Origin of the sequence: Microbacterium sp. Ru50, from assembly GCF_002920555.1 — a bacterium.
Taxonomy (GTDB): domain Bacteria; phylum Actinomycetota; class Actinomycetes; order Actinomycetales; family Microbacteriaceae; genus Microbacterium; species Microbacterium arborescens.
Window position 1 is genome coordinate 753,632 of record NZ_PQSV01000001.1, and the last position, 19,715, is coordinate 773,346.

Sequence of the window (19,715 nt, forward strand, 5' to 3'; positions counted from 1 at the left end):
CCTCAGCCAGGCCCGCCGCGAGACTGCGGAGCACTCAACCGATGCGACGACTTCACGGTGTCGCTCCTGCCGCAGGCGACGATCGCCGACGTCGCATCCTTCGCTCCGCAACCCGCTGCGCTCAGCAGCCAGCCGGCCGGCTTCGCCGTTGCCGGGCTTCCCGTGGACTTCGAGATCGCGGCACCGCAGCACATCGCCACCGGAACCCTCTTCGAGCTTCCGGTGACCGTTCGCTTCTCGGCGGAAGACATCGTCATCGCGCCCGGCGACGGATCGACTCTCAGCGTCGCGGGCAACGCTCGGACGCCTGCGAGCCACGTCTACCGCTCGCGCGGCAGCTTCGTCGCGACCGCCACGGTGCGCTATCGAGCGGAGGTCGATCTCGGCCGCGGATGGCGACCGGTCGCGGGTCTCCTCGACATTCCGACCGCGGGGTATCCGATCGAGGTGCTGGAGGCTCGTGGGACGCTCGTCGACCGCGCCTGCAACGAGCCGCCGTCGGGCCCCGGGTGCTGAAGCGGCAGGATGCTGCGAGGCGGGCATCCCGTGCCAGGATGATGCGATGAGCGACCGCCTCATGCTGCTCGACAGCGCATCCCTCTACTTCCGCGCGTTCTACGGCGTGCCCGACACCGTGAAGGATTCCGATGGCCGGCCCGTCAACGCGGCCCGCGGTTTCCTCGACATGATCGCGAAGCTCGTGGCGGCCTACGAGCCGACCCACCTGATCGCCTGCTGGGACGACGACTGGCGCCCGCAATGGCGGGTCGACCTGATCCCGACCTACAAGACGCATCGCGTCGCGGAGGCGGTCGAGTCCGGCCCCGATGTTGAGGTCGTGCCCGACCCGCTCGAGGCGCAGATCCCCACGATCCGCGAGAGCCTCGGCGTGCTCGGCATCCCGGTCGTGGGCGCGCCTCACCACGAGGCCGACGATGTCATCGGCACCCTCGCCACGCGGGCGACCATGCCCGTCGACGTCGTCACCGGCGACCGCGACCTCATCCAGCTGGTCGACGACGACCAGGGCGTCCGGGTCGTCTACACCGGACGCGGGATGAGCAACCTCGACGTGCTGACCGGAGAGAGCGTGCTGGCGAAGTACGCCGTGCGCCCCGAACAGTACGCCGACTTCGCGACGATGCGCGGCGACGCCTCCGACGGGCTTCCCGGCGTCGCGGGGGTGGGCGAGAAGACAGCGGCGACCCTGCTGGCCGCTCACGGCGACCTCGCCGGCATCCTGGCAGCTGCCGGACGGGGCGAGGGCATGACGGCCGGCGTGCGGGCGAAGCTGGCCGCGGCGGCCGACTATCTCGCGGTGGCGCCTCAGGTCGTCCGGGTCGTGCGCGACCTGGACCTCGGCGCTGTCGACAGCCGCATCCGTGCCGCCGATCCCGACGCCGTCGCAGAGGTCGCCGAGCGCCGCGGGCTGGGCGGCTCGCTCGCACGCGCGGCATCCGCGCTGCGCAGCCGCGCCTGACCCCTCCACGCCCTTTCAGGAGCGGGGACGACCGGCCCACTCCCGCAGCCGGTCGAGCGACCAGGTCGTGACGATGCGGTCGGCGGGGACGCCCAGCCGCTCCGCGCGCTCGGCCCCGTAGTCGATGAGCGACAGCTGCCCCGGCGCATGCGCATCCGAGTCGATCGAGAAGAGGCAGCCGGCGGCGATCGCCTGCTCGATGAGATCGTCGGGCGGATCCTGCCGCTCCGGCCGGGAGTTGATCTCGACGGCCACGCCATGCTCGGCGCACGCGTCGAAGACGGGTTCGGGATCGAACTCCGATTGCGGCCGCGTGCCGCGCTCCCCTTCGACGAGCCTGCCGGTCACATGACCGAGCACGTCGACGCGAGGATCGGATGCCGCCGCCACCAGCCGCCGGGTCATCGCGCCCCGGGCCATCCGCAGCTTCGAGTGCGCCGAGGCGACGACGATGTCGAGTCGCCTCAGCAGGGCGTCCTCCTGATCGAGGGAGCCGTCGTCGAGGATGTCGACTTCGATGCCGCTGAGCAGCGTGAACCCGTCGCCGCTCATCCCGGCGACGACGTCGAGCTGGTCGCGCAGGCGTCCCGGCGACAGGCCGCGGGCCACGCGCAGGCGAGGCGAGTGATCCGTCAGGGCGAGGTACTCGTGCCCGAGGGTGCGCGCCGCGGCCACCATCTCGGCGATCGGGGTGGAGCCATCGGACCAGTCCGAGTGGCAGTGCAGGTCGCCCCGCAGCCGGCGGCGCAGCTCGCCGGCGACGACGACACCCCGCCGTTCGCGCAGATCCGCGAGGTAGGCCGGCACGCCGCCTGCCCGCGCCTCGACGATGACCGCGAGGGTCCGTTCGCCGATGCCGGGGCGGCGGCGCAGCGCGGTGGTGTCGTCGAGCTGATCGTCGGACAGGCTCCGGATCGCGTCGGCCGCAGCTCGGAACGCCTTGGATTTGTACTTCGACGAACGCTCGCGCTCGAGCAGCTCGGCGATCTCGGTCAAGGCGTCGATGGGATCCATGAGCGTGTCTGGGGCCCGTGCCGGAGCACGGACCCTGCGTCCTCCCCGTTCAGCCGGAGGTGACCGCCGTACGGCGGACGACCACCGGGGCCGAGGCCAGGCGGTGTACCGCGAAGCCGAAGATGATCGACAGGATACCGACGCCCATCGCGAAGGCGGCGACGCCGAACGAGACCACGGAGGTGAACAGAGATGCGCGAAGGAACGAGGCGTTCATCATCGTCGCGCGGACGGGGTCGTCCTTGTCCAACTCGGCATAGGTCTTGCCGCCGGAGGCGTCGAGCGCGTGATGCTGGATGATGTCCGCCTGCACGTAGGCGGTGAAGGGCCCGGCGACGGTCTGCCCCTGGAAAGCAGCGGCGTCGTCGGGGACGGTGATGTTCTCGGCGCGCAGCTGCCCCGACACGATCGACCAGACGACGATTCCGCCAATGATCAGGACGACTCCGCCGAGCATCCCCAGGATGCCTAGGAGCTTCACGAGACCGGTACGGCGGACGGGGGCCTCCACCGTATCGGCGGTGGGGGTGGTGTGGGACATCAGTTCCTCCTCGGGTGCGTTGCGCCTCACGCTATTCACCCGGCCTCACGGCGCCGCCCACACGGTGCCGTGAATAAAGGATGTGGTCTGACCTCAGCTCGCGGAGGCCGCGATCCACCGCTCGAGGGTCTTCGACGCATCCCCCGAATCGATGGCCCGCACCGCGGCCTCGGAGGCCTCGGCCAGTCGCTCGAGAATCGGACGCTGCACCTGAGCGGCATCCCGCCACAGCCGGTAGGCCACGATTCCCGCCGCCGCGTTCAGAACGACGATGTCGCGCACCGGGCCACTCTCCCCGTCGAGCACGCGCCGGACGACCGCGGCGTTGTGCTGCGGCTCACCGCCGATCAGATCCTCGATGCGCGCGAGGGGCAGGCCGAGATCGCGCGGGTCCAGATCGTGCTCGTGGATGTCGCCGAGACTGACCTCCCAGATCCGGCTGTGCCCCGTCGTGGTCAGCTCGTCGAGGCCGTCGTCGCCACGGAAGACCAGGGCAGTCGCACCGCGCGTTCGGAAGACGCCCGTGATGAGCGGCACCCGGTCGAGGTGCGCGACGCCCACGGCGTTCGCCTCAGCGCGAGCCGGGTTGCAGAGCGGCCCGAGGAAGTTGAAGACGGTGGGGATGCCGAGCTCCGCGCGCGCCGCCCCGGCGTGACGGAAGCCGGGGTGGAAGGCCGAAGCGAAGGCGAAGGTGATCCCCGCCTCCTCCAGCACGCGTGCGACATGGTCGGGGTCGAGCGACAGGTCGATGCCGAGCGCGCCGAGCACGTCCGACGAGCCGGACTTCGAGCTCGCGGCTTTGTTGCCGTGCTTGACGACGGGCACGCCGGTGGCCGCCGCGACGATCGACGCCATCGTCGAGACGTTCACCGTGCCGAAGCGGTCGCCTCCGGTGCCGACGATATCGAGCGCGTCGGTGGGGACCGCGAGCGGCAGGGCGGCCTCGAGGATCGCGTCGCGGAACCCCACGATCTCGTCGACCGTCTCGCCCTTCGCGCGCAGCGCCACCAGGAAGCCTCCGAGCTGAGCATCGGATGCCCGGCCGGCCATCACCTCGCGCATGGCCCACGTCGCCGCCGACACGCTGAGATCCCGCTTCTCGAGAAGATCGGTCAGGATGTCGCGCCACGCGTGCTGAGCCATGACACACGATCCTATCGGCCACTTGCCGGGCGACTTTGAGCTCATTCTTAGGCACCCCTAACCGCGACGCGATCCGATCAGACCTTCAGCGATGCAGAAACCACCCTGCAGATCGGCCATAATGGATGCCGTGACGACCACTCCAGCGACGTATTCCCAGGCCCTGCGCTCGGTCAAGCGGCCGGACCCGGTCGCTGTGGGCACCATCGTGTGGCTCGGCAGCGAGGTGATGTTCTTCGCGGGCCTCTTCGCGATCTACTTCACTCTGCGCAACACCTCTCCCGAGCTGTGGGCCGACCGCACCGAACTGCTGAACATCCCGTTCGCCGCGGTCAACACCCTCATCCTCGTGTTGTCGTCGGTGACGGCGCAGATCGGTGTCCACAACGCCGAACACTTCCGCCCCTACCGCTCGGGCTCCATCTGGAACCTCCGCAAGTGGGGAATGGTGGAGTGGTTCTTCCTGACCTTCCTCATGGGCGCGATCTTCGTCTCCGGCCAGGTGTGGGAGTACGCCACCCTCGTCGCGGAGGGCATGCCCATCCAGGCCGACTCCTACGCGTCAGCCTTCTACATCACCACCGGCTTCCACGCCCTCCACGTCACCGGTGGTCTCGTGGCGTTCCTCCTCGTCATCGGGCGCGCCTTCGCCGTCAAGAACTTCGGCCGGAAAGAGATGACGTCCGCCATCGTCGTGTCGTACTACTGGCACTTCGTCGACGTGGTGTGGCTCGTCCTGTTCGCCGTCATCTACTTCCTGAAGTAACCCGGAGCTGATTCACCCATGGCATCCAAGAACCCGCGCCGCAACGGCGGACGTCGCAGCAAGTGGGCTGCCGCCGCACTGATCGGCATCGGACTGCTCGTCACCGGCGGAGGCTACGCCGGCGCCACCGCCGCGATGGCCGCGGGAGACGCGACGCAGACGACATCCACGCTCACGGTCGAGGACGGCAAGAAGCTGTTCCAGGCCAACTGCGCCACCTGCCACGGCCTCGACCTGCAGGGCACGAACGACGGCCCCTCGCTCTACGGCGTGGGCGAGCTGTCGGTCGAGTTCCAGGTCGCCACCGGCCGCATGCCGCTTCAGATGCAGGGCCCCCAGGCTCCGCAGAAGCCCGTGCAGTTCACGCAGGAGCAGATCGAGGCGATGGCCGCCTGGGTGCAGTCCGAGGCCCCCGGCCCGACCTACCCCGAGTCCGAGGTGCTCGACGGCGAAGGCGACGTCTCGCACGGTGCCGAGCTCTTCCGCATCAACTGCGCGATGTGCCACAACGTCGCCGGCGCCGGCGGTGCGCTCACGGAGGGCAAGTACGCCCCGCCGCTGACGACCACCTCGCCGCTGCACATGTACGCCGCCATGGTCACGGGCCCGCAGAACATGCCCGTCTTCAACGACATGACCCTCACCACCGAGGAGAAGCGCGACATCATCAGCTACCTGATGATGCGCCCGACCGAGAACTCGCCCGGCGGATTCTCGCTCGGTTCGCTCGGCCCCGTCTCGGAGGGTCTGTTCATCTGGATCTTCGGCATCGGCTCGCTCGTCGCTATCTCGGTGTGGATCACCGCGAAGTCGAACTGAGAACCGTGACGATCGAAGCAACGCACAAGGAGCAAAATGGCTGACGAGAAGGCGCCCGAGCAGGTTCCTGCTTCCCCGGTGCCCTCATCGGGGCTCGCCGTAGCGGTGTCCGACCCGGTGCACAACCCCGGGCTCGCACCTCACCGCAAGCGCATGACCGACAAGGACCCCGCGGCCATGACGCGCGCGGTCCGCACCGTGTACACCCTCTTCTACCTGTCCGCCGCGGCGAGCATCTGGGCCATCGCGGCGTACCTGCTCTTCCCGATCGAGAGCGGGCTGATCAGCGACATCCGCCGGAACAACCTGTTCATCGGTCTCGGCATCGCCACGGCTCTCCTCGCCATCGGTATCGGCGCGATCCACTGGTCGAAGGCCGTGATGAACGACACCGAGTTCATCGAGGAGCGTCACTCGACGCGCGGCAGTGAGAAGACCCGTGCCGCAGCAGTGCAGGTGTTCGCCGACGCGAACAACGAGTCCGGCTTCGGCCGCCGCACGATGGTGCGCAACTCGCTCTTCGTCGCACTCGCGGCATCCGTCCTGCCCGGCATCACGCTGTTCCGCGGCCTCGCGCCGCACAGCTCGCCCGAGCACCCGCACGCGGGTGACCCGGTGCACCTGCTCAAGCACACGATGTGGGAAGAGGGCATGCGCCTGGCGCACGACCCGACCGGCAAGCCCATCCGCGCCGCCGACCTCACGCTCGGCTCCGCTGTGCACGTCATCCCCGAGTCCCTCGCGACGCTCGCGCACCACGACGGCTACCTCGAGGAGAAGGCCAAGGCCATCGTCCTCCTCATGCGTCTGCTCCCCGAGCAGCTGAACGAGGCGGATGACCGCAAGGACTGGTCGTACGACGGCATCGTCGCGTACTCCAAGGTGTGCACGCACGTCGGATGCCCCGTCGCCCTCTACGAGCAGCAGACCCACCACCTGCTGTGCCCGTGCCATCAGTCGCAGTTCGACGTCACCAACGCGGCCGCCGTCATCTTCGGCCCCGCAGCACGTCCGCTGCCCCAGCTCCCGATCACCGTCGACGACGAGGGCTACCTGATCGCACGCAGCGACTTCACCGAACCCGTCGGCCCGAGCTTCTGGGAGCGTCATTGAGCACCTCCACCCACCCCACGGAGAACGTCACGACCGCGCCCGCGGTTCACGCTGACGGCCCTGCGCGTCCCTCGGACAAGCCGCTCGGCGGCAAGTTCGTCGGCGGCGTCGCGAACTACCTCGACGAGCGCACGAGCATCTCGGGCCTCGTCAAGGAGCTGGGCCGGAAGATCTTCCCCGACCACTGGTCGTTCATGCTCGGCGAGATCGCGCTGTGGTCGTTCGTCGTCGTCCTGCTCTCGGGAACGTTCCTGACGTTCTTCTTCGAGGCGTCGATGGCTGAGACGCACTACTACGGCGCCTACGCGCCGATGCGCGGCCTCGAGATGTCGGCCGCCATGGCGTCGACCCTCGAGATCTCGTTCGACATCCGCGGCGGCCTGCTCGTGCGCCAGCTCCACCACTGGGCCGCGCTCGTGTTCGTCGCCGGAATCGGCGTGCACATGCTGCGCGTGTTCTTCACCGGCGCGTTCCGCAAGCCGCGCGAGCTCAACTGGGTGATCGGCTTCATCCTCTTCATCCTCGCGATGGCGGAGGGCTTCACCGGCTACTCGCTCCCTGACGACGTTCTGTCGGGCAACGGTCTGCGCATCATCGACGGCATGATCAAGGGCATCCCGCTGATCGGCACCTGGACGTCGTTCCTGCTGTTCGGCGGAGAGTTCCCGGGCACCGAGATCGTCGGGCGCCTGTACGCGCTGCACATCCTGCTGCTGCCGGCGATCCTGGTCGCGCTCCTCGCCCTGCACCTCATGCTCATGATCGTGAACAAGCACACGCAGTTCGCCGGGCCCGCCCGGACGAACAACAACGTCGTGGGCTACCCGATGATGCCGGTCTACATGTCGAAGATGGGTGGCTTCTTCTTCATCACCTTCGGCGTCCTCGTGCTCATCGCCGCGCTGTTCACGATCAACCCGATCTGGAACTACGGCCCGTACGACCCCTCCCCCGTGTCGGCTGGTACGCAGCCCGACTGGTACATCGGCTTCGCCGACGGCGCGCTGCGCCTCGTCCCGCCGCACTGGGAGTTCGTCCTGTTCGACCGCACCTGGTCGTTCAACATCCTGGTTCCGCTGGTCGGACTCGGTCTGTTCATCGTCATCGTCATGCTCTACCCCTTCATCGAGGCGTGGGTCACCGGCGACAAGCGTGAGCACCACATCGCGGAGCGTCCTCGCAACGCGGCCACGCGCACCGCGATCGGTGCCGCCGGTGTGACCTTCTACGCCGTGCTGTGGGCTGCTGCTTCGTCCGACATCATCGCGACCCACTTCCATCTGACGATGGAGGGCGTGATCCACACGCTGCAGGCGCTCCTGATCCTCGGGCCGGTCATCGCGTACTTCGTCACGAAGCGCATCTGCATCGCGCTCCAGAAGAAGGACCGCGAGATCGCTCTGCACGGTTACGAGTCGGGTCGCATCGTGCGCCTGCCCGGTGGCGAGTACATCGAGGTGCACCAGCCTGTCGACGAGTACGAGCTCGTCAAGCTGGTCGACTACACCACGAACGCTCCCCTGGTTGTGCGTCCGAACGACAAGGGCCAGATCCCGTGGCACGAGAACCTGCGTGCCGGGCTCTCGCGCTGGTTCTTCGAGGACCGCCTCGCACCGCTCACGCAGGCCGAGATCGAGGCTGCCCGTGCACACGCCCACCACGACCTCGAGCACATCGCTGAGGAAGAGGACGCCGAGATCCAGGGCGCCCACGAGCGCGCCGGCGTGCCGAACGCTCCGCACCAGCCAATCGACGAAGGCAAGGGTGTAGAGACGGCCAACCGCCCCTCGAACATCATCGTCCCCGACGAGGATGCCGACGGCGGAGAGTCGCCCAAGAAGAGCTGACAACGGACCTGTCCGGATTACGGCGGGGTGTGACCGATCGGTCGCACCCCGCCGTTGTTCTGTCTGCGTAGCGTGATCACCATGACAGACGCGCTCTCCTATTTCACCGCCAAACTCGAGCATGAGACGGATGCCTCCGACGTGTACGCAGCGCAGCGAGGGGGCGAGAGCTTCGTTCTCGTCGACGTCCGCAGCGATGAGGCGTGGGCTCAAGGCCACGCGGTCGGCGCCATACACCTCCCCCACCAGGAGATCACCGCGCGCGCGGCCGCCGAGCTCGATCGAGACGTCGACGTCGTCGTCTACTGCTGGAGTCCCGGCTGCAACGGCGGAACCCGCGCCGCCATCGAGTTCGCCAAGCTCGGCTACCGAGTCCGGGAGATGATCGGCGGGTTCGAGTACTGGGCGCGCGAGGGCTATCCGGTGGAAAACGCTCACGGTCCCCTCACCCGCACCTACGACCCCCTGGTCGCCGTCGCACGCTCCTAGGCGTCCTTGCGGCACCTGCCGACCTGTCGACCTCCGCGCCCGGGGCCTGCTGGTCTGCCGCCGCAGCTGGGTGTACCGCGATGCAATGGATCGGAACAGACACCCCGCTCTGACTGTGCCCGACGTGGGGTGTCTGTCGTAATCCATTGCATCCCAGCGCTCCGGCCCGCAGAACCTGGAGCGAGAGGTTCGTACCGGGCGCAGCCCGCCCGCTCGTGATGCGAGGGCCGCAATGCAAGAGATCAGCGCCCACGCGCCGAGCCCCGGAGCTCAGAGGCGGCGTGTTGCTGCAGAGACCTTGCATCCGGGCCCAATGATGAGCACGAGACGTCATCTGCACGGGTCGCCCGGACACGCGGCTCGATGGACCAGGCGCCCGGAACGCCTGCCTGGCGCGCCGGCAGTGCTTCAACCGCCTCGCGTGCCCCGAAAGGCATTGATGTGCCCAGCCGTCAGGAGCACGCACAGTCCTCGGCCGACGCTACGGAGGCCTCAAGGGGCGGCGGGTGCACATGACAGCGCGACCCACGGGCGGGCGCAGGGGGCGCACGAAGGATGCCGCCGCGACGGCGTCAACGACGACGGCCACCGCACCGGAGTGCGATGGCCGTCGTAGACGCTCGGGGTCAGCGCGCGAAGTAACCGCGGTAGTACTCGTACACCCATCCGACGATGGCGACGATGAAGATCGCGAATCCGATCGGCAGAAGGAACTGGCCGACCGCGAGTCCGATGATGAACACCGACGCCGCGAACGCCAGCACGAGCGGCCACCAAGACCACGGGCTGAACTCGCCGACCTCGGGGTCGCCGTCGTCGATATCAGCGGTGAGCGAGTCCTCGGGCAGCACGCCGCCCTGAGCCTTGTGCACGCGCGAGACGTAGAACGCGATCATCGCGCCCATGAAGCCGGTGAACAGGAGGGCGGTCGAGCCGACCCACTCGATACGGTGCCACCAGACACCCTGATCGGTGTGGGCGACGAGGTTCCACACGGTGTACGTGATGAACACCGCGAAGAAGAACCACGTGAGCACCCACCACAGGTTGATGTTGGTCTTCACGGCTTACTTCACCTCTCCATCGGCGACATCCACAACCGGTGCATCGGGCGCGTCCTTCGCGGGACCCACGCCGACCGGGATGGCGGCCTCGGGGTGGTTCAGGTCGAAGGCCGGACGCTCGCTGCGGATGCGCGGGATCGACGTGAAGTTGTGCCGCGGCGGCGGGCAGCTCGTCGCCCACTCGAGCGACGCGCCGTAGCCCCACGGGTCGTTGACCGTGACCTTGGGAGCCGTGCGCGAAGTGATCCAGACGTTCAGGAAGAACGGGATCATAGACGCGCCCAGGATGATCGCACCGATTGTCGAGACCTGGTTCTGCCAGGTCCAGCCGTCCGCAGCCGAGTAGTCGGCGTAGCGACGCACCATGCCGTCGACGCCCAGCCAGTGCTGGATGAGGAAGGTCATGTGGAAGCCGATGAACAGCATCCAGAAGTGCACCATGCCGAGGCGCTCGTTGAGCATCCGTCCGGTCCACTTCGGCCACCAGAAGTAGAAGCCCGCGAACATCGCGAACACGACCGTGCCGAACACGACGTAGTGGAAGTGAGCAACCACGAAGTACGAGTCGGACAGGTGGAAGTCGAGCGGCGGCGACGCGAGGATCACACCGGTGAGACCACCGAAGACGAACGACACGAGGAAGCCGAGGGTGAAGACCATGGGCGTCTCGAACGTGACGGAACCCCGCCACATCGTGCCGATCCAGTTGAAGATCTTCACACCCGTCGGAACCGCGATGAGCATCGTCATCAACGCGAAGAAGGGCAGGAGCACTGCGCCCGTGACGTACATGTGGTGCGCCCAGACGGCCACCGAGAGCGCGGCGATCGCGATGGTCGCGTAGATCAGCGTCTTGTATCCGAAGATCGGCTTGCGGCTGAACACCGGAAGGATCTCCGAGACGATGCCGAAGAACGGCAGCGCGATGATGTACACCTCGGGGTGGCCGAAGAACCAGAACAGGTGCTGCCAGAGCAGCACGCCGCCGTTCGCCGGGTCGTAGATGTGCGAGCCGAGAACGCGGTCGGATGCCGCCGCGAAGATCGCCGCCGCGAGCACCGGGAACGCCATCAGGATCAGGATGCTCGTGACCAGCGTGTTCCACGAGAAGATCGACATCCGCCACATCGTGAGGCCGGGCGCACGCATCGTGATGATCGTGGTGATGAAGTTCACGGCGCCGAGAATGGTGCCGAAACCGCTCATGCCGAGGCCGAGCATCCAGAGGTTTCCGCCGGCACCCGGCGAGAATGTCGCGTTGGCCAACGGCTGATACGCGAACCATCCGAACGAGGCGGCACCCTGCGGGGTGAGGAAGCCCGAGATCGCGATGATCGATCCGAACAGGAACAGCCAGAAGGCGAACGCGTTCAGACGCGGGAAGGCGACGTCGGGCGCACCCAGCTGCAGGGGCAGGATCGCGTTGGCGAAGCCGGCGAACAGCGGCGTCGCGAACATCAGCAGCATGATCGTGCCGTGCATGGTGAAGAGCTGGTTGTACTGCTCCTTCGTCGGCACGATCTGCATGCCGGGCTCGAAGAGCTCAGCACGGATGATGAGCGCCATCACGCCGCCGAGGAGGAAGAACATCACCGAGGCGATGAGGTACATGTACCCGATCGTCTTGTGGTCGGTGGAGGTGATCCACTTGACGATGATGTTGCCCTTCTGCTCGACGCGAGATGCGCTGAGCAGTGCCGCCTGGCGCGGCGGCAGGGTCGTGGGGCGGCCTGCGGGCTGTTCGCCCTGGAGCGGAAGTGTCGTGGCCATCAGTGGCTTCCCTCGCCGGAGTCGTCGGTGACCGCGCCCGTTCCCGGAGCGTTCTGGAGGCGGTCGTATGCCTTGTTGATGTCACCGGTCTGGCCGCTGACGCGCAGCGACTCGAGGTAGTCCTCGTACTCCTGCTCGGAGACGACCTTGACGTTGAACAACATCATCGAGTGGTACTCACCGCACAGCTCGGCGCACTTGCCGGCGTACGTTCCCTCGCGGGTGGGGACGAAGGACCACGAGTTGGTGTCGCGGTGCGGGTACATGTCCTTCTTGTAGAGGAAGTCGATGACCCAGAACGAGTGGATGACGTCGCGCGACTGGAGGTTGATCTTGACCTCCTTGTTCACCGGCAGCACGAGCGTCGGCAGCGCTGCCTGGTCGACGTTGCCCTCGGCGTCGGGCTGCGCCTGCACGCCCATAGTCCAGACGGCGTCGGCGTTGTCGGAATCCTCGCCGTTGTACTGGAAGTCCCACGCCCACTGCTTGCCGATCGCGGTGATCGACACGTCGGGGTCGTCGTACTGCGTCTCGAGGATCGACTGGTCGCGCGCCGTGAAGGCGAAGAAGCCGATCACGAGGATCAGCGGCACGATCGTGTAGAAGATCTCGATCGGCATGTTGTAGCGCAGCTGGACGGGCAGGCCCGTCTGGCCGCGACGGCGGCGGTACGCGATGGCGGCGAAGGCCATGAGGCCCCATGTCAGAACACCGACGGCGAGGAGGACGATCCAGGAGTTCACCCAGAGCCCCGACACCATCTCGGTGCGGTTGGTCGCCTGCGTACCGTCATCGGTGAAGCCGGGAAGGTAGCCGTTCAGCTCCGTCGGTGTACAAGCTGCGAGGGAGACTGCCGTGACGATCCCGAGCGGGATCACGGCCCAGCGGAGGCGGCGTTTGAAGCGCACAGTGCACCTTTCCGGGACGAATGGTTCGACCTTCAGTCTAGGGCAAGCTTTCACCCTATTCAGGCCATCCATTCAGGATGTCGGAGACGAGGAGTGTCGCGGGCAGGGCTCAGTGGAAGCTGTCGCCGCACGCGCACGAGCCCGCCGCGTTGGGGTTGTCGATCGTGAAGCCCTGCTCCGAGATCGTGTCCTTGAAGTCGATCGTGGCTCCGTCGAGGTAGGGCACCGACATGTCGTCGACGATGACCTCGACCCCGTCGAAGTCGACGGCCTTGTCACCGTCGAGGAAGCGCTCGTCGAAGTAGAGCTGGTAGATCAGTCCGCTGCATCCGCCGGGCTGAACGGCGACGCGCAGTCGCAGGTCGTCGCGGTTCTCCTGCGAGAGGAGGCTCTTCACCTTGAGCGCCGCCTCATCGGTCAGCGAGACGCCGTGGGCACGGACGGTGTCGGACGTGGCGATGTCGGTCATGATTCTCCCGAGGTCTCGGGCCGCAGGACATGCGGCCGGTGCCACGATTCTACGCGTGAGCACCGGCCGCGGGTCGGCCCGAGACGACGTCGTGATCGTCAGCGCGAACCGGCATCCAACCGTTCGAGCAGCAGGGCCTCGGAGACGAGCGCGTGCCGGAAGGTGTCGAGGTGGAGCGATTCGTTCGGGCTGTGCGCACGCGCGTGCGGGTCCTCGACCCCGGTGACGAGGATCTGCGCCGCCGGGAACTCGCGAACCAGGTCGGCGATGAAAGGGATCGATCCGCCGACGCCGATGTCCACAGGCTCGACGCCGTACCCCTCCGCGAGAGCTGCTCGCGCGTGCGCGACCGCCTCGCCCGTGGTGTCGACGAGGAAGGGATTGCCGGTCTCGATGTCTCGGAAGGTCAGTTCCGCGCCGAACGGCGCGTGGGCTCGCAGATGCGCCTCGATGGCCCGGTACGCGTCCTCAGCGGACTGTCCCGGCGCCACACGCGCAGAGAGGACGACCGAGACCTCGGGGCTGAGCGTGTTCGACGCGTTGCGAACGCTCGGGGCATCGATGCCCGTCACCGTGATGGAGGGCTTGTTCCAGATGCGCGAGAGGATCGTCCCCGATCCGATCGGCGAGACCCCCGACGGGAGACCGGCCTCGGAACGGAGCGTCTCCTCCGAGTACTCCGGCGTCTCCGCGTCGCGCGCGGTCAGACCCTCGACGGCGACGCCGCCCTCGTCGTCCCAGAGCGTCGCGAGCAGCTTCACGGTCGCCAGCATGGCGTCGGGGACCGCTCCCCCGAACATGCCCGAGTGCGATGCGTGCTCGAGTGTGCGGACCGTCATGGTGAAGCGGGCGTTTCCACGCAGCGACACGGTGAGCGCGGGCGTCTTCGCATCCCAGTTGCCCGAGTCGGCCACGACGATGACGTCAGCGCGCAGCGCGTCGGCGTTCTGGGACAGGAACGCGGCGAAGGATGCCGAGCCGGCCTCCTCTTCGCCCTCGATGAAGAGGTTCACGCCGAGGTCGAAGTCCTGGCCCGCCGCCTCGACGAGCGCGCGCAGGGCACCGATGTGCGCCATGACCCCGGCCTTGTCGTCGGCGGCACCGCGCCCGTAGAGCCGACCGTCTCGGACGGTGGGCTCGAAGGGAGCGGACTCCCACAGGGCCTCGTCGCCGACCGGCTGGACGTCGTGGTGAGCGTAGAGCAGGATCGTCGGCCGTCCGTTCCGAGCGGCTCGGGTCGCCAGCACCGCCGGCATCCCCTCTTCGCCCGTCTCGGGCACCGTCGCGGTCGCGACCTCGACTCGATCGAAGATGCCGAGCCCGCGCGCCAGCTCGGCGACGGCCTCGGCGCTGCGCTCGACCTCGGCCCGGTCGAACCCGGGGAAGGCGACCGACGGGATCCGCACGAGGGCGCCGAGATCGGCGAGGGCGGCGGGGACGGCGGACAGGGCGGCGTCGCGCACAGCGGCGGACCGAGGAGATTCGGAGGTCATGCGGGTAATCTTAAGAGGCACGTTCGTCGCAGAACCCGAGGATCCCCGTGGCCAAAACTCCCGCTGCCCCCGCTCCGGACGACGCCGACCAGGCGTCGACGGGCACCGGCAAGAACCGTCCCACTCCCAGCCGCGCCGCCCAGGAGGCGGCTCGCAAGCGCCCGCTGGTGCCCGACACCAAGGAGGCGAAGGCGCGTGCCCGTGCCGAGCTCGCCGAGCGCCGCGATAAGGCGCGGATCGGCATGGCCAACGGCGACGAGCGGTACCTCCCGGTGCGCGACAAGGGTCCGCAGCGGCGATTCGTCCGCGACTACATCGATGCGGGCTGGCACCTCGGAGAGCTCGTGATGGGCGCGATGGTGCTGGTCATCATCGTCACTTTCCTCGGGTCGAACGCCGTGACCTTCTACGCGTTCATCGCGCTGTGGGCATTCATCCTGCTCGTCATCGGCGACATGGTCATCACCAGCATCCGGGTGAAGAAGGCCGCCCGCGCGAAGTTCGGTGCCGAGCGGATGGAGAAGGGGCTCGGCTGGTACGGCGCGATGCGTTCCATCCAGATGCGCTTCATGCGGCTTCCGAAGCCTCAGGTCAAGCGCGGTCAGCGCCCCGCCTGAGCTCGACGAGCCCGCGATTGATCTGCCGCGCCCACATCGGGCCGCGGTAGATGAACGCGGTGTACCCCTGAACCAGGTCGGCACCCGCCGCCAGCCGTTCCTGCACGTCGGCGGCGGTCTCGACTCCCCCGGCTGCGATGACGCAGAACTCCCGCGGCACCGCCGAACGCACCAGACGCAGGACCTCGAGAGCGCGGCGACGCAGCGGCGCACCCGAGAGCCCGCCGGCGCCGATCCGCTCGATCGTCGCCTCGTCGGCGAGGAGTCCGTCGCGCGAGATCGTCGTGTTCGTGGCGATGAGACCGGCCAGGCCGGCATCCACAGCCATCTCGGCGATGGCGGTCACTTCGTCGTCGGCCAGGTCGGGCGCGATCTTCACCAGCAGCGGCGTCGCTCCCGCCGCGTCGCGCACGGCCTCGAGCAGGGGACGCAGCGTCTCGACCGCCTGCAGCCCGCGCAGGCCGGGAGTGTTGGGTGACGAGACGTTGACCACGAGGTAGTCGGCCTCCGGCGCGACCAGCCGTGTGCTCTCGACGTAGTCGGCGGTCGCGTTCTCGACGTCGACGACGCGGCTCTTGCCGATGTTCGCGCCGACGACGGCGTGAGTGTTTCCGCGTCGGAGACGCCGCAGACGGGATGCCGCCGCGCTCGCGCCCCGGTTGTTGAAGCCCATCCGGTTGATGAGCGCGCGGTCCTGGATCAGACGGAACAGGCGGGGGCGGGGGTTGCCGTCCTGCGGCTTCGCGGTGACCGTGCCGACTTCGACGTGGCCGAAACCGAGCGCTCCGAGGCCGCGCACCATGACTGCGTTCTTGTCGAATCCGGCTGCGACACCGAACGGCGAGTCGAACACGAGACCGAGGGCTTCGGTGCGCAGAGACGGGTCAGGGCGGGTGAGCGCCCGGGCCACGATCGAGAACGGCGGGATGCCCAGCAGACGGATGACCGGCACCACGAGGTGGTGCGCGGTCTCGGGCTCCATGCGCGAGAAGACGGTGCGGAAGATGAACGGATACATCGCCGTCCAGCCTAGAGCGAGGTCGAGCCCTCCGATGTCCGCGCGGCGACGTGGTCGGCGCGCAGCTGTTCGATCGCGGCCTCGAAGTCCTCGAGGGTGTCGAACGCCTGGTAGACGCTCGCGAACCGCAGGTAGGCGATCTCGTCGAGGTTGCGGAGAGGTCCGAGGATCGCGAGGCCGATCTCGTTCGTGTCGATCTGCGACGAACCGGTCTGACGCACGGCCTCTTCGACCGCCTGTGCGAGCACGGCGAGGTCGGCCTCGGTCACCGGCCTGCCCTGGCAGGCCTTGCGTACGCCAGACATCACCTTCTCGCGGCTGAACGGCTCGATGACGCCCGACCGCTTGATGACGTTGAGGCTCGCCGTCTCGATCGTGGAGAAACGGCCGCCGCACTTCGGGCACTGACGCCGGCGGCGGATGCTGAGACCGTCATCACTCGTGCGGGAGTCGATGACGCGGGAATCGGGATTGCGGCAGAAAGGGCAATGCATGACGAGCCCAGATTACGCGTCGAACCGCGCCGACACGGCTTCGCCGTGCGCGGGAAGCTGCTCGGAGTCGGACAGGGCGAGGATGCCGTCGTGCACGGCACGCAGGGCTTCCCGGTCGTAGGAGATGACCTGCTGCGATCGTAGGAAGGTCGCCGCGCCCAGCCCTGCGGCATAACGCGCCTGTCCCCCGGTCGGCAGGACATGGTTGCTGCCGGCCAGGTAGTCGCCGAGACTCACCGGCGTGTGCGGGCCGACGAACACCGCACCCGCGTTGACGTACTCATCGGGGCGCGGGTCACGCAGGTGCAGCTCGAGGTGCTCGGGCGCGTAAGCGTTCGAGAACGCCGCTGCGGCCGGGATGTCGTCGACGAGGACGATGGCGGACTGCGGACCTTCCAGAGCGATCGCGACACGCTCGGCGTGGCGGGTCGCGGCTGCGCGGGCTGCGACCCGCTCCGCGACGGCCTCGGCCAGGCCGGGCGAGTCGGTGACCAGGACGGCGGCAGCCTGCTCGTCGTGCTCGGCCTGGCTGACGAGATCAGCGGCTACGAGGTCGGCGTCCGCCTCCCCGTCGGCGACGATGAGGATCTCAGTGGCACCCGCCTCCGAGTCGGTGCCGACCACACCGGCGACGACGCGTTTCGCGAGCGCTACGAAGTTGTTCCCCGGTCCCGAGATGACATCGACGGGGTCGAGCCCGAGCGAGCCGACGCCGTACGCGAAGGCGCCGATCGCCCCCGCGCCTCCCATCGCGTAGACCTCCGAGATGCCGAGAAGGCGCGCGGCCGCGAGGATCACGGGGTGGATGCGTCCGTCGTGGTCGCGCTGCGGTGGAGATGCCAGCGCGACCGTCTGCACGCCCGCGACCTGCGCGGGGACGACGTTCATCACGACACTGGAGGGATAGACCGCCTTGCCCCCGGGGACGTAGACCCCGACGCGACGCACGGGACGCCACCGCTGCTCGACCCGCGCCCCCGGACCGAGCTCGGTCACGCGGTCCGGCGGGATCTGGGCAGCGGAGGCCAGCCGCACGCGGCGGATGGACTCCTCGATCGCAGCCCTGACCGCCGGGGAGATGGCCGCCAGCGCCTCATCCAGGTGCTCGGCGGGAACCCGCACGGAGTGACCTTCCACACCGTCGAAGCGTGCCGCCTGCTCACGGAGCGATGCTTCTCCGCGAGCGGCGACGTCATGGACGATCTCGGCTGCGGTGGCCAGGGCGAGCCCACGGGCGGCCTCTGCCCGGGGAACGGCGGCGAGCAACTCGGCGGGCGTCAGACGACGGCCGCGAAGATCGATGGTGCGCATCGTTCCAGGCTAGCGCGCGGTCACGGCGGACTCAGCCGCGCGTGACATCGCTGGTGTCGTGGAGATAGCCGACGCGACCGTCCTCGTGACGGACCACGAAGACCTCGCCGCGGTCCTCGATGACGAGGGCCCACGCCGTCGGACCGATCCGGAAGAGCGGCGAACCCATCTCGTCGAGGACATCGCGCTCGTCCGGGGCGAGCGCCCAGAACGCCTGGGGTGCGGCGACGGGCTCGATGACCGTCGTCGCACCGGTGTCGAACGGCTCCGCGGCGTCGGCCGGTGCCGACTCGGACACACCGGAAGACACCGGAGCCTCTGCCGCAACGGCGTTGCCGGCCGGAGCGGCGTAGCCGGTGTACGCGGGGTTGCCGGCGCCAGCTGCATACGCCGATCCGCCGTGCGACGCACCGGTTTGCGGGGCGGGCCGGGCGGATGCCGGCCGGGCGACGACCGGACGCGTCGCGCGCGCCACCCGGTGCGCAGGCGATTCGGGCCGGTGCGCGAAATCGTCGCCGAGGACGGGAAGGTGGGGCGCGACGACGGTGAGCACGACACCCGCCAGAGCCAGGATCACCTCGACCCACACGACCCAGCTCGCGAGGAACACGCCCGACTGGGCGAGACCCGCGAACGAGCTCCAGATGATCCCGAGCCACACGGTGGCGGAGACCGAGAACGCGACCGACGCGAACTGGTCGATGCCGAGAGAGCCGACACGGCGGATGCCCTGCGGGGAGAAGCGGCGCAGCAGCACCAGGAAGACCGCGACCGTGGGCACGCCGATCGTGAGGATCCAGTCGATCCCCGCGCCCCACACCGACACCCCGGCTCCGAACCGGCCGTACACGGGGAAGAACGAGCAGATGAACGCGACGGCCCAGACGCCGGCGAGGGCGACCTCGCGGATCGAGAGCGGACCCACCCCGTACTGCGGCGGCGCCTCCCCCGGCGTGCCCGCGGCGGACTGCGCTCCGCGCTCGTCCGATCCGGGAGCAGCCGTGGTGTGTCCGGGCGCGGCGGAGGCGTGCTCGGACGATGCCGGCGTCTCCGCTGCGCCGTCGGCAGGAGCGTGCTCGGCGGCAGCGTGCTCGGCAGGAGCGTCCTCCGCGGCGGTGTGCTCCGCGGCGGCGTGCTCGGCGGACTCTTCGATCACGACGGGCTCGACGGCGGACTCGTCGATCACGACCACCGCATCCGGTGCGGGCGCGAACGCGTCCGAGGCGGCGTCGGTCTGCGTGCCGTCGACCTCGTCGGCGGCCGTGGTCTCGTGTGCCGACTCGGCAGCGCCGGGCGCTGCGTCCTCGGGACGGCCGTCGTCGGAGTGGATGTTCTTCTCGTCGGTCACGATGTTCCCTT

The 19,715-nt window shown here is 68.5% G+C and carries 20 protein-coding genes; 8 read left to right on the top strand and 12 right to left on the bottom strand.

Annotation, left to right across the window (positions count from 1 at the left end; all coding sequences use genetic code 11):
* The first annotated feature begins 57 nt into the window (after nucleotides 1-57).
* Both C3481_RS03595 and C3481_RS03600 read left to right on the top strand, forming a co-directional pair.
* Nucleotides 58-516: a hypothetical protein gene (locus tag C3481_RS03595; protein WP_103840818.1), complete on the top strand. Its 459-nt coding sequence runs from the start codon at nucleotides 58-60 to the stop codon at nucleotides 514-516.
* A 46-nt stretch (nucleotides 517-562) separates the two neighbouring features.
* Nucleotides 563-1,480 (top strand): 5'-3' exonuclease, encoded by a 918-nt coding sequence (locus C3481_RS03600; protein WP_103840820.1) that lies wholly within the window; start codon nucleotides 563-565, stop codon nucleotides 1,478-1,480.
* A 15-nt stretch (nucleotides 1,481-1,495) separates the two neighbouring features.
* On the opposite strand, the gene C3481_RS03605 is transcribed toward C3481_RS03600, so the two are convergent.
* The 3 genes from C3481_RS03605 to trpD all read right to left on the bottom strand — a co-directional run bounded on the left by C3481_RS03605 (nucleotide 1,496) and on the right by trpD (nucleotide 4,178).
* Nucleotides 1,496-2,494, bottom strand: a complete 999-nt coding sequence (locus C3481_RS03605; RefSeq protein WP_103840822.1) for a PHP domain-containing protein — start codon at nucleotides 2,492-2,494, stop codon at nucleotides 1,496-1,498.
* 49 nt (nucleotides 2,495-2,543) lie between these two features.
* Nucleotides 2,544-3,035 carry an aromatic ring-opening dioxygenase LigA gene (locus C3481_RS03610; RefSeq protein ID WP_071919392.1) on the bottom strand — a complete coding sequence of 164 codons (492 nt, stop codon included), beginning with the start codon at nucleotides 3,033-3,035 and terminating at the stop codon, nucleotides 2,544-2,546.
* Nucleotides 3,036-3,128: 93 nt separating this feature from the next.
* Nucleotides 3,129-4,178 (bottom strand): anthranilate phosphoribosyltransferase, encoded by a 1,050-nt coding sequence (trpD, locus tag C3481_RS03615; protein ID WP_023951503.1) that lies wholly within the window; start codon nucleotides 4,176-4,178, stop codon nucleotides 3,129-3,131.
* 121 nt (nucleotides 4,179-4,299) lie between these two features.
* Between trpD and C3481_RS03620 the strand changes: the two genes are divergently transcribed.
* The 5 genes from C3481_RS03620 (at nucleotide 4,300) to C3481_RS03640 (ending at nucleotide 9,212) form a co-directional block, all read left to right on the top strand.
* Nucleotides 4,300-4,944 carry a heme-copper oxidase subunit III gene (locus C3481_RS03620; protein WP_023951505.1) on the top strand — a complete coding sequence of 215 codons (645 nt, stop codon included), beginning with the start codon at nucleotides 4,300-4,302 and terminating at the stop codon, nucleotides 4,942-4,944.
* Nucleotides 4,945-4,962: 18 nt separating this feature from the next.
* Complete coding sequence (locus tag C3481_RS03625) at nucleotides 4,963-5,763, top strand: c-type cytochrome (RefSeq protein WP_103840824.1); 801 nt, start codon at nucleotides 4,963-4,965, stop codon at nucleotides 5,761-5,763.
* A gap of 36 nt (nucleotides 5,764-5,799) precedes the next feature.
* Nucleotides 5,800-6,876 carry a ubiquinol-cytochrome c reductase iron-sulfur subunit gene (locus tag C3481_RS03630; protein WP_023951508.1) on the top strand — a complete coding sequence of 359 codons (1,077 nt, stop codon included), beginning with the start codon at nucleotides 5,800-5,802 and terminating at the stop codon, nucleotides 6,874-6,876.
* Entirely contained in the window at nucleotides 6,873-8,723 is a 1,851-nt protein-coding gene (locus tag C3481_RS03635; protein ID WP_071918291.1) for a ubiquinol-cytochrome c reductase cytochrome b subunit, read from the top strand. Before C3481_RS03630 ends, C3481_RS03635 begins: the two co-directional genes overlap by 4 nt.
* A gap of 81 nt (nucleotides 8,724-8,804) precedes the next feature.
* A complete protein-coding gene (locus C3481_RS03640; protein WP_103841996.1) occupies nucleotides 8,805-9,212 on the top strand; it encodes a rhodanese-like domain-containing protein in 408 nt (135 codons plus the stop codon).
* Nucleotides 9,213-9,838: 626 nt separating this feature from the next.
* Here C3481_RS03640 and C3481_RS03645 read toward each other — a convergent pair.
* The 5 genes from C3481_RS03645 to C3481_RS03665 form a co-directional block, all read right to left on the bottom strand.
* Nucleotides 9,839-10,276, bottom strand: a complete 438-nt coding sequence (locus C3481_RS03645; RefSeq protein WP_023951514.1) for a cytochrome c oxidase subunit 4 — start codon at nucleotides 10,274-10,276, stop codon at nucleotides 9,839-9,841.
* A gap of 3 nt (nucleotides 10,277-10,279) precedes the next feature.
* Nucleotides 10,280-12,046, bottom strand: coding sequence for a cytochrome c oxidase subunit I (gene ctaD / locus C3481_RS03650; RefSeq protein ID WP_023951516.1), 1,767 nt, complete (start codon nucleotides 12,044-12,046; stop codon nucleotides 10,280-10,282).
* Nucleotides 12,046-12,954 carry a cytochrome c oxidase subunit II gene (gene coxB / locus C3481_RS03655; protein ID WP_023951517.1) on the bottom strand — a complete coding sequence of 303 codons (909 nt, stop codon included), beginning with the start codon at nucleotides 12,952-12,954 and terminating at the stop codon, nucleotides 12,046-12,048. Before coxB ends, ctaD begins: the two co-directional genes overlap by 1 nt.
* Nucleotides 12,955-13,063: 109 nt before the next feature.
* On the bottom strand, nucleotides 13,064-13,423 hold the full coding sequence (gene erpA / locus C3481_RS03660; RefSeq protein ID WP_023951519.1) for an iron-sulfur cluster insertion protein ErpA: 360 nt from the start codon (nucleotides 13,421-13,423) through the stop codon (nucleotides 13,064-13,066).
* Between the two features lie 98 nt (nucleotides 13,424-13,521).
* Entirely contained in the window at nucleotides 13,522-14,916 is a 1,395-nt protein-coding gene (locus C3481_RS03665; RefSeq protein ID WP_103840826.1) for a dipeptidase, read from the bottom strand.
* 47 nt (nucleotides 14,917-14,963) lie between these two features.
* Between C3481_RS03665 and C3481_RS03670 the strand changes: the two genes are divergently transcribed.
* On the top strand, nucleotides 14,964-15,533 hold the full coding sequence (locus C3481_RS03670) for a DUF3043 domain-containing protein (protein WP_023951522.1): 570 nt from the start codon (nucleotides 14,964-14,966) through the stop codon (nucleotides 15,531-15,533).
* On the opposite strand, the gene C3481_RS03675 is transcribed toward C3481_RS03670, so the two are convergent.
* The 4 genes from C3481_RS03675 to C3481_RS03690 are packed head-to-tail and all read right to left on the bottom strand — an operon-like array spanning nucleotide 15,508 to nucleotide 19,704.
* Nucleotides 15,508-16,551 carry a quinone-dependent dihydroorotate dehydrogenase gene (locus C3481_RS03675; RefSeq protein ID WP_064956839.1) on the bottom strand — a complete coding sequence of 348 codons (1,044 nt, stop codon included), beginning with the start codon at nucleotides 16,549-16,551 and terminating at the stop codon, nucleotides 15,508-15,510. The two genes, C3481_RS03670 and C3481_RS03675, sit on opposite strands and share 26 nt — an antisense overlap.
* An 11-nt stretch (nucleotides 16,552-16,562) precedes the next feature.
* Nucleotides 16,563-17,045: a transcriptional regulator NrdR gene (nrdR, locus tag C3481_RS03680; RefSeq protein WP_023951526.1), complete on the bottom strand. Its 483-nt coding sequence runs from the start codon at nucleotides 17,043-17,045 to the stop codon at nucleotides 16,563-16,565.
* A gap of 12 nt (nucleotides 17,046-17,057) precedes the next feature.
* Nucleotides 17,058-18,356 (bottom strand): histidinol dehydrogenase, encoded by a 1,299-nt coding sequence (gene hisD / locus C3481_RS03685; RefSeq protein WP_103840828.1) that lies wholly within the window; start codon nucleotides 18,354-18,356, stop codon nucleotides 17,058-17,060.
* A 31-nt stretch (nucleotides 18,357-18,387) separates the two neighbouring features.
* Nucleotides 18,388-19,704, bottom strand: coding sequence for a hypothetical protein (locus C3481_RS03690; RefSeq protein WP_181021874.1), 1,317 nt, complete (start codon nucleotides 19,702-19,704; stop codon nucleotides 18,388-18,390).
* Nucleotides 19,705-19,715 lie beyond the last annotated feature (11 nt).

Coding starts and splice junctions, on each gene's coding strand:
- C3481_RS03600 (WP_103840820.1), top strand. CDS start 563: ATGAGCGACCGCCTCATGCTGCTCGACAGCGCATCCCTCTACTTCCGC.
- C3481_RS03605 (WP_103840822.1), bottom strand. CDS start 2,494: ATGGATCCCATCGACGCCTTGACCGAGATCGCCGAGCTGCTCGAGCGC.
- C3481_RS03610 (WP_071919392.1), bottom strand. CDS start 3,035: ATGTCCCACACCACCCCCACCGCCGATACGGTGGAGGCCCCCGTCCGC.
- trpD (WP_023951503.1), bottom strand. CDS start 4,178: ATGGCTCAGCACGCGTGGCGCGACATCCTGACCGATCTTCTCGAGAAG.
- C3481_RS03620 (WP_023951505.1), top strand. CDS start 4,300: ATGGATGCCGTGACGACCACTCCAGCGACGTATTCCCAGGCCCTGCGC.
- C3481_RS03625 (WP_103840824.1), top strand. CDS start 4,963: ATGGCATCCAAGAACCCGCGCCGCAACGGCGGACGTCGCAGCAAGTGG.
- C3481_RS03630 (WP_023951508.1), top strand. CDS start 5,800: ATGGCTGACGAGAAGGCGCCCGAGCAGGTTCCTGCTTCCCCGGTGCCC.
- C3481_RS03640 (WP_103841996.1), top strand. CDS start 8,805: ATGACAGACGCGCTCTCCTATTTCACCGCCAAACTCGAGCATGAGACG.
- ctaD (WP_023951516.1), bottom strand. CDS start 12,046: ATGGCCACGACACTTCCGCTCCAGGGCGAACAGCCCGCAGGCCGCCCC.
- erpA (WP_023951519.1), bottom strand. CDS start 13,423: ATGACCGACATCGCCACGTCCGACACCGTCCGTGCCCACGGCGTCTCG.
- C3481_RS03665 (WP_103840826.1), bottom strand. CDS start 14,916: ATGACCTCCGAATCTCCTCGGTCCGCCGCTGTGCGCGACGCCGCCCTG.
- C3481_RS03675 (WP_064956839.1), bottom strand. CDS start 16,551: ATGTATCCGTTCATCTTCCGCACCGTCTTCTCGCGCATGGAGCCCGAG.
- nrdR (WP_023951526.1), bottom strand. CDS start 17,045: ATGCATTGCCCTTTCTGCCGCAATCCCGATTCCCGCGTCATCGACTCC.
- hisD (WP_103840828.1), bottom strand. CDS start 18,356: ATGCGCACCATCGATCTTCGCGGCCGTCGTCTGACGCCCGCCGAGTTG.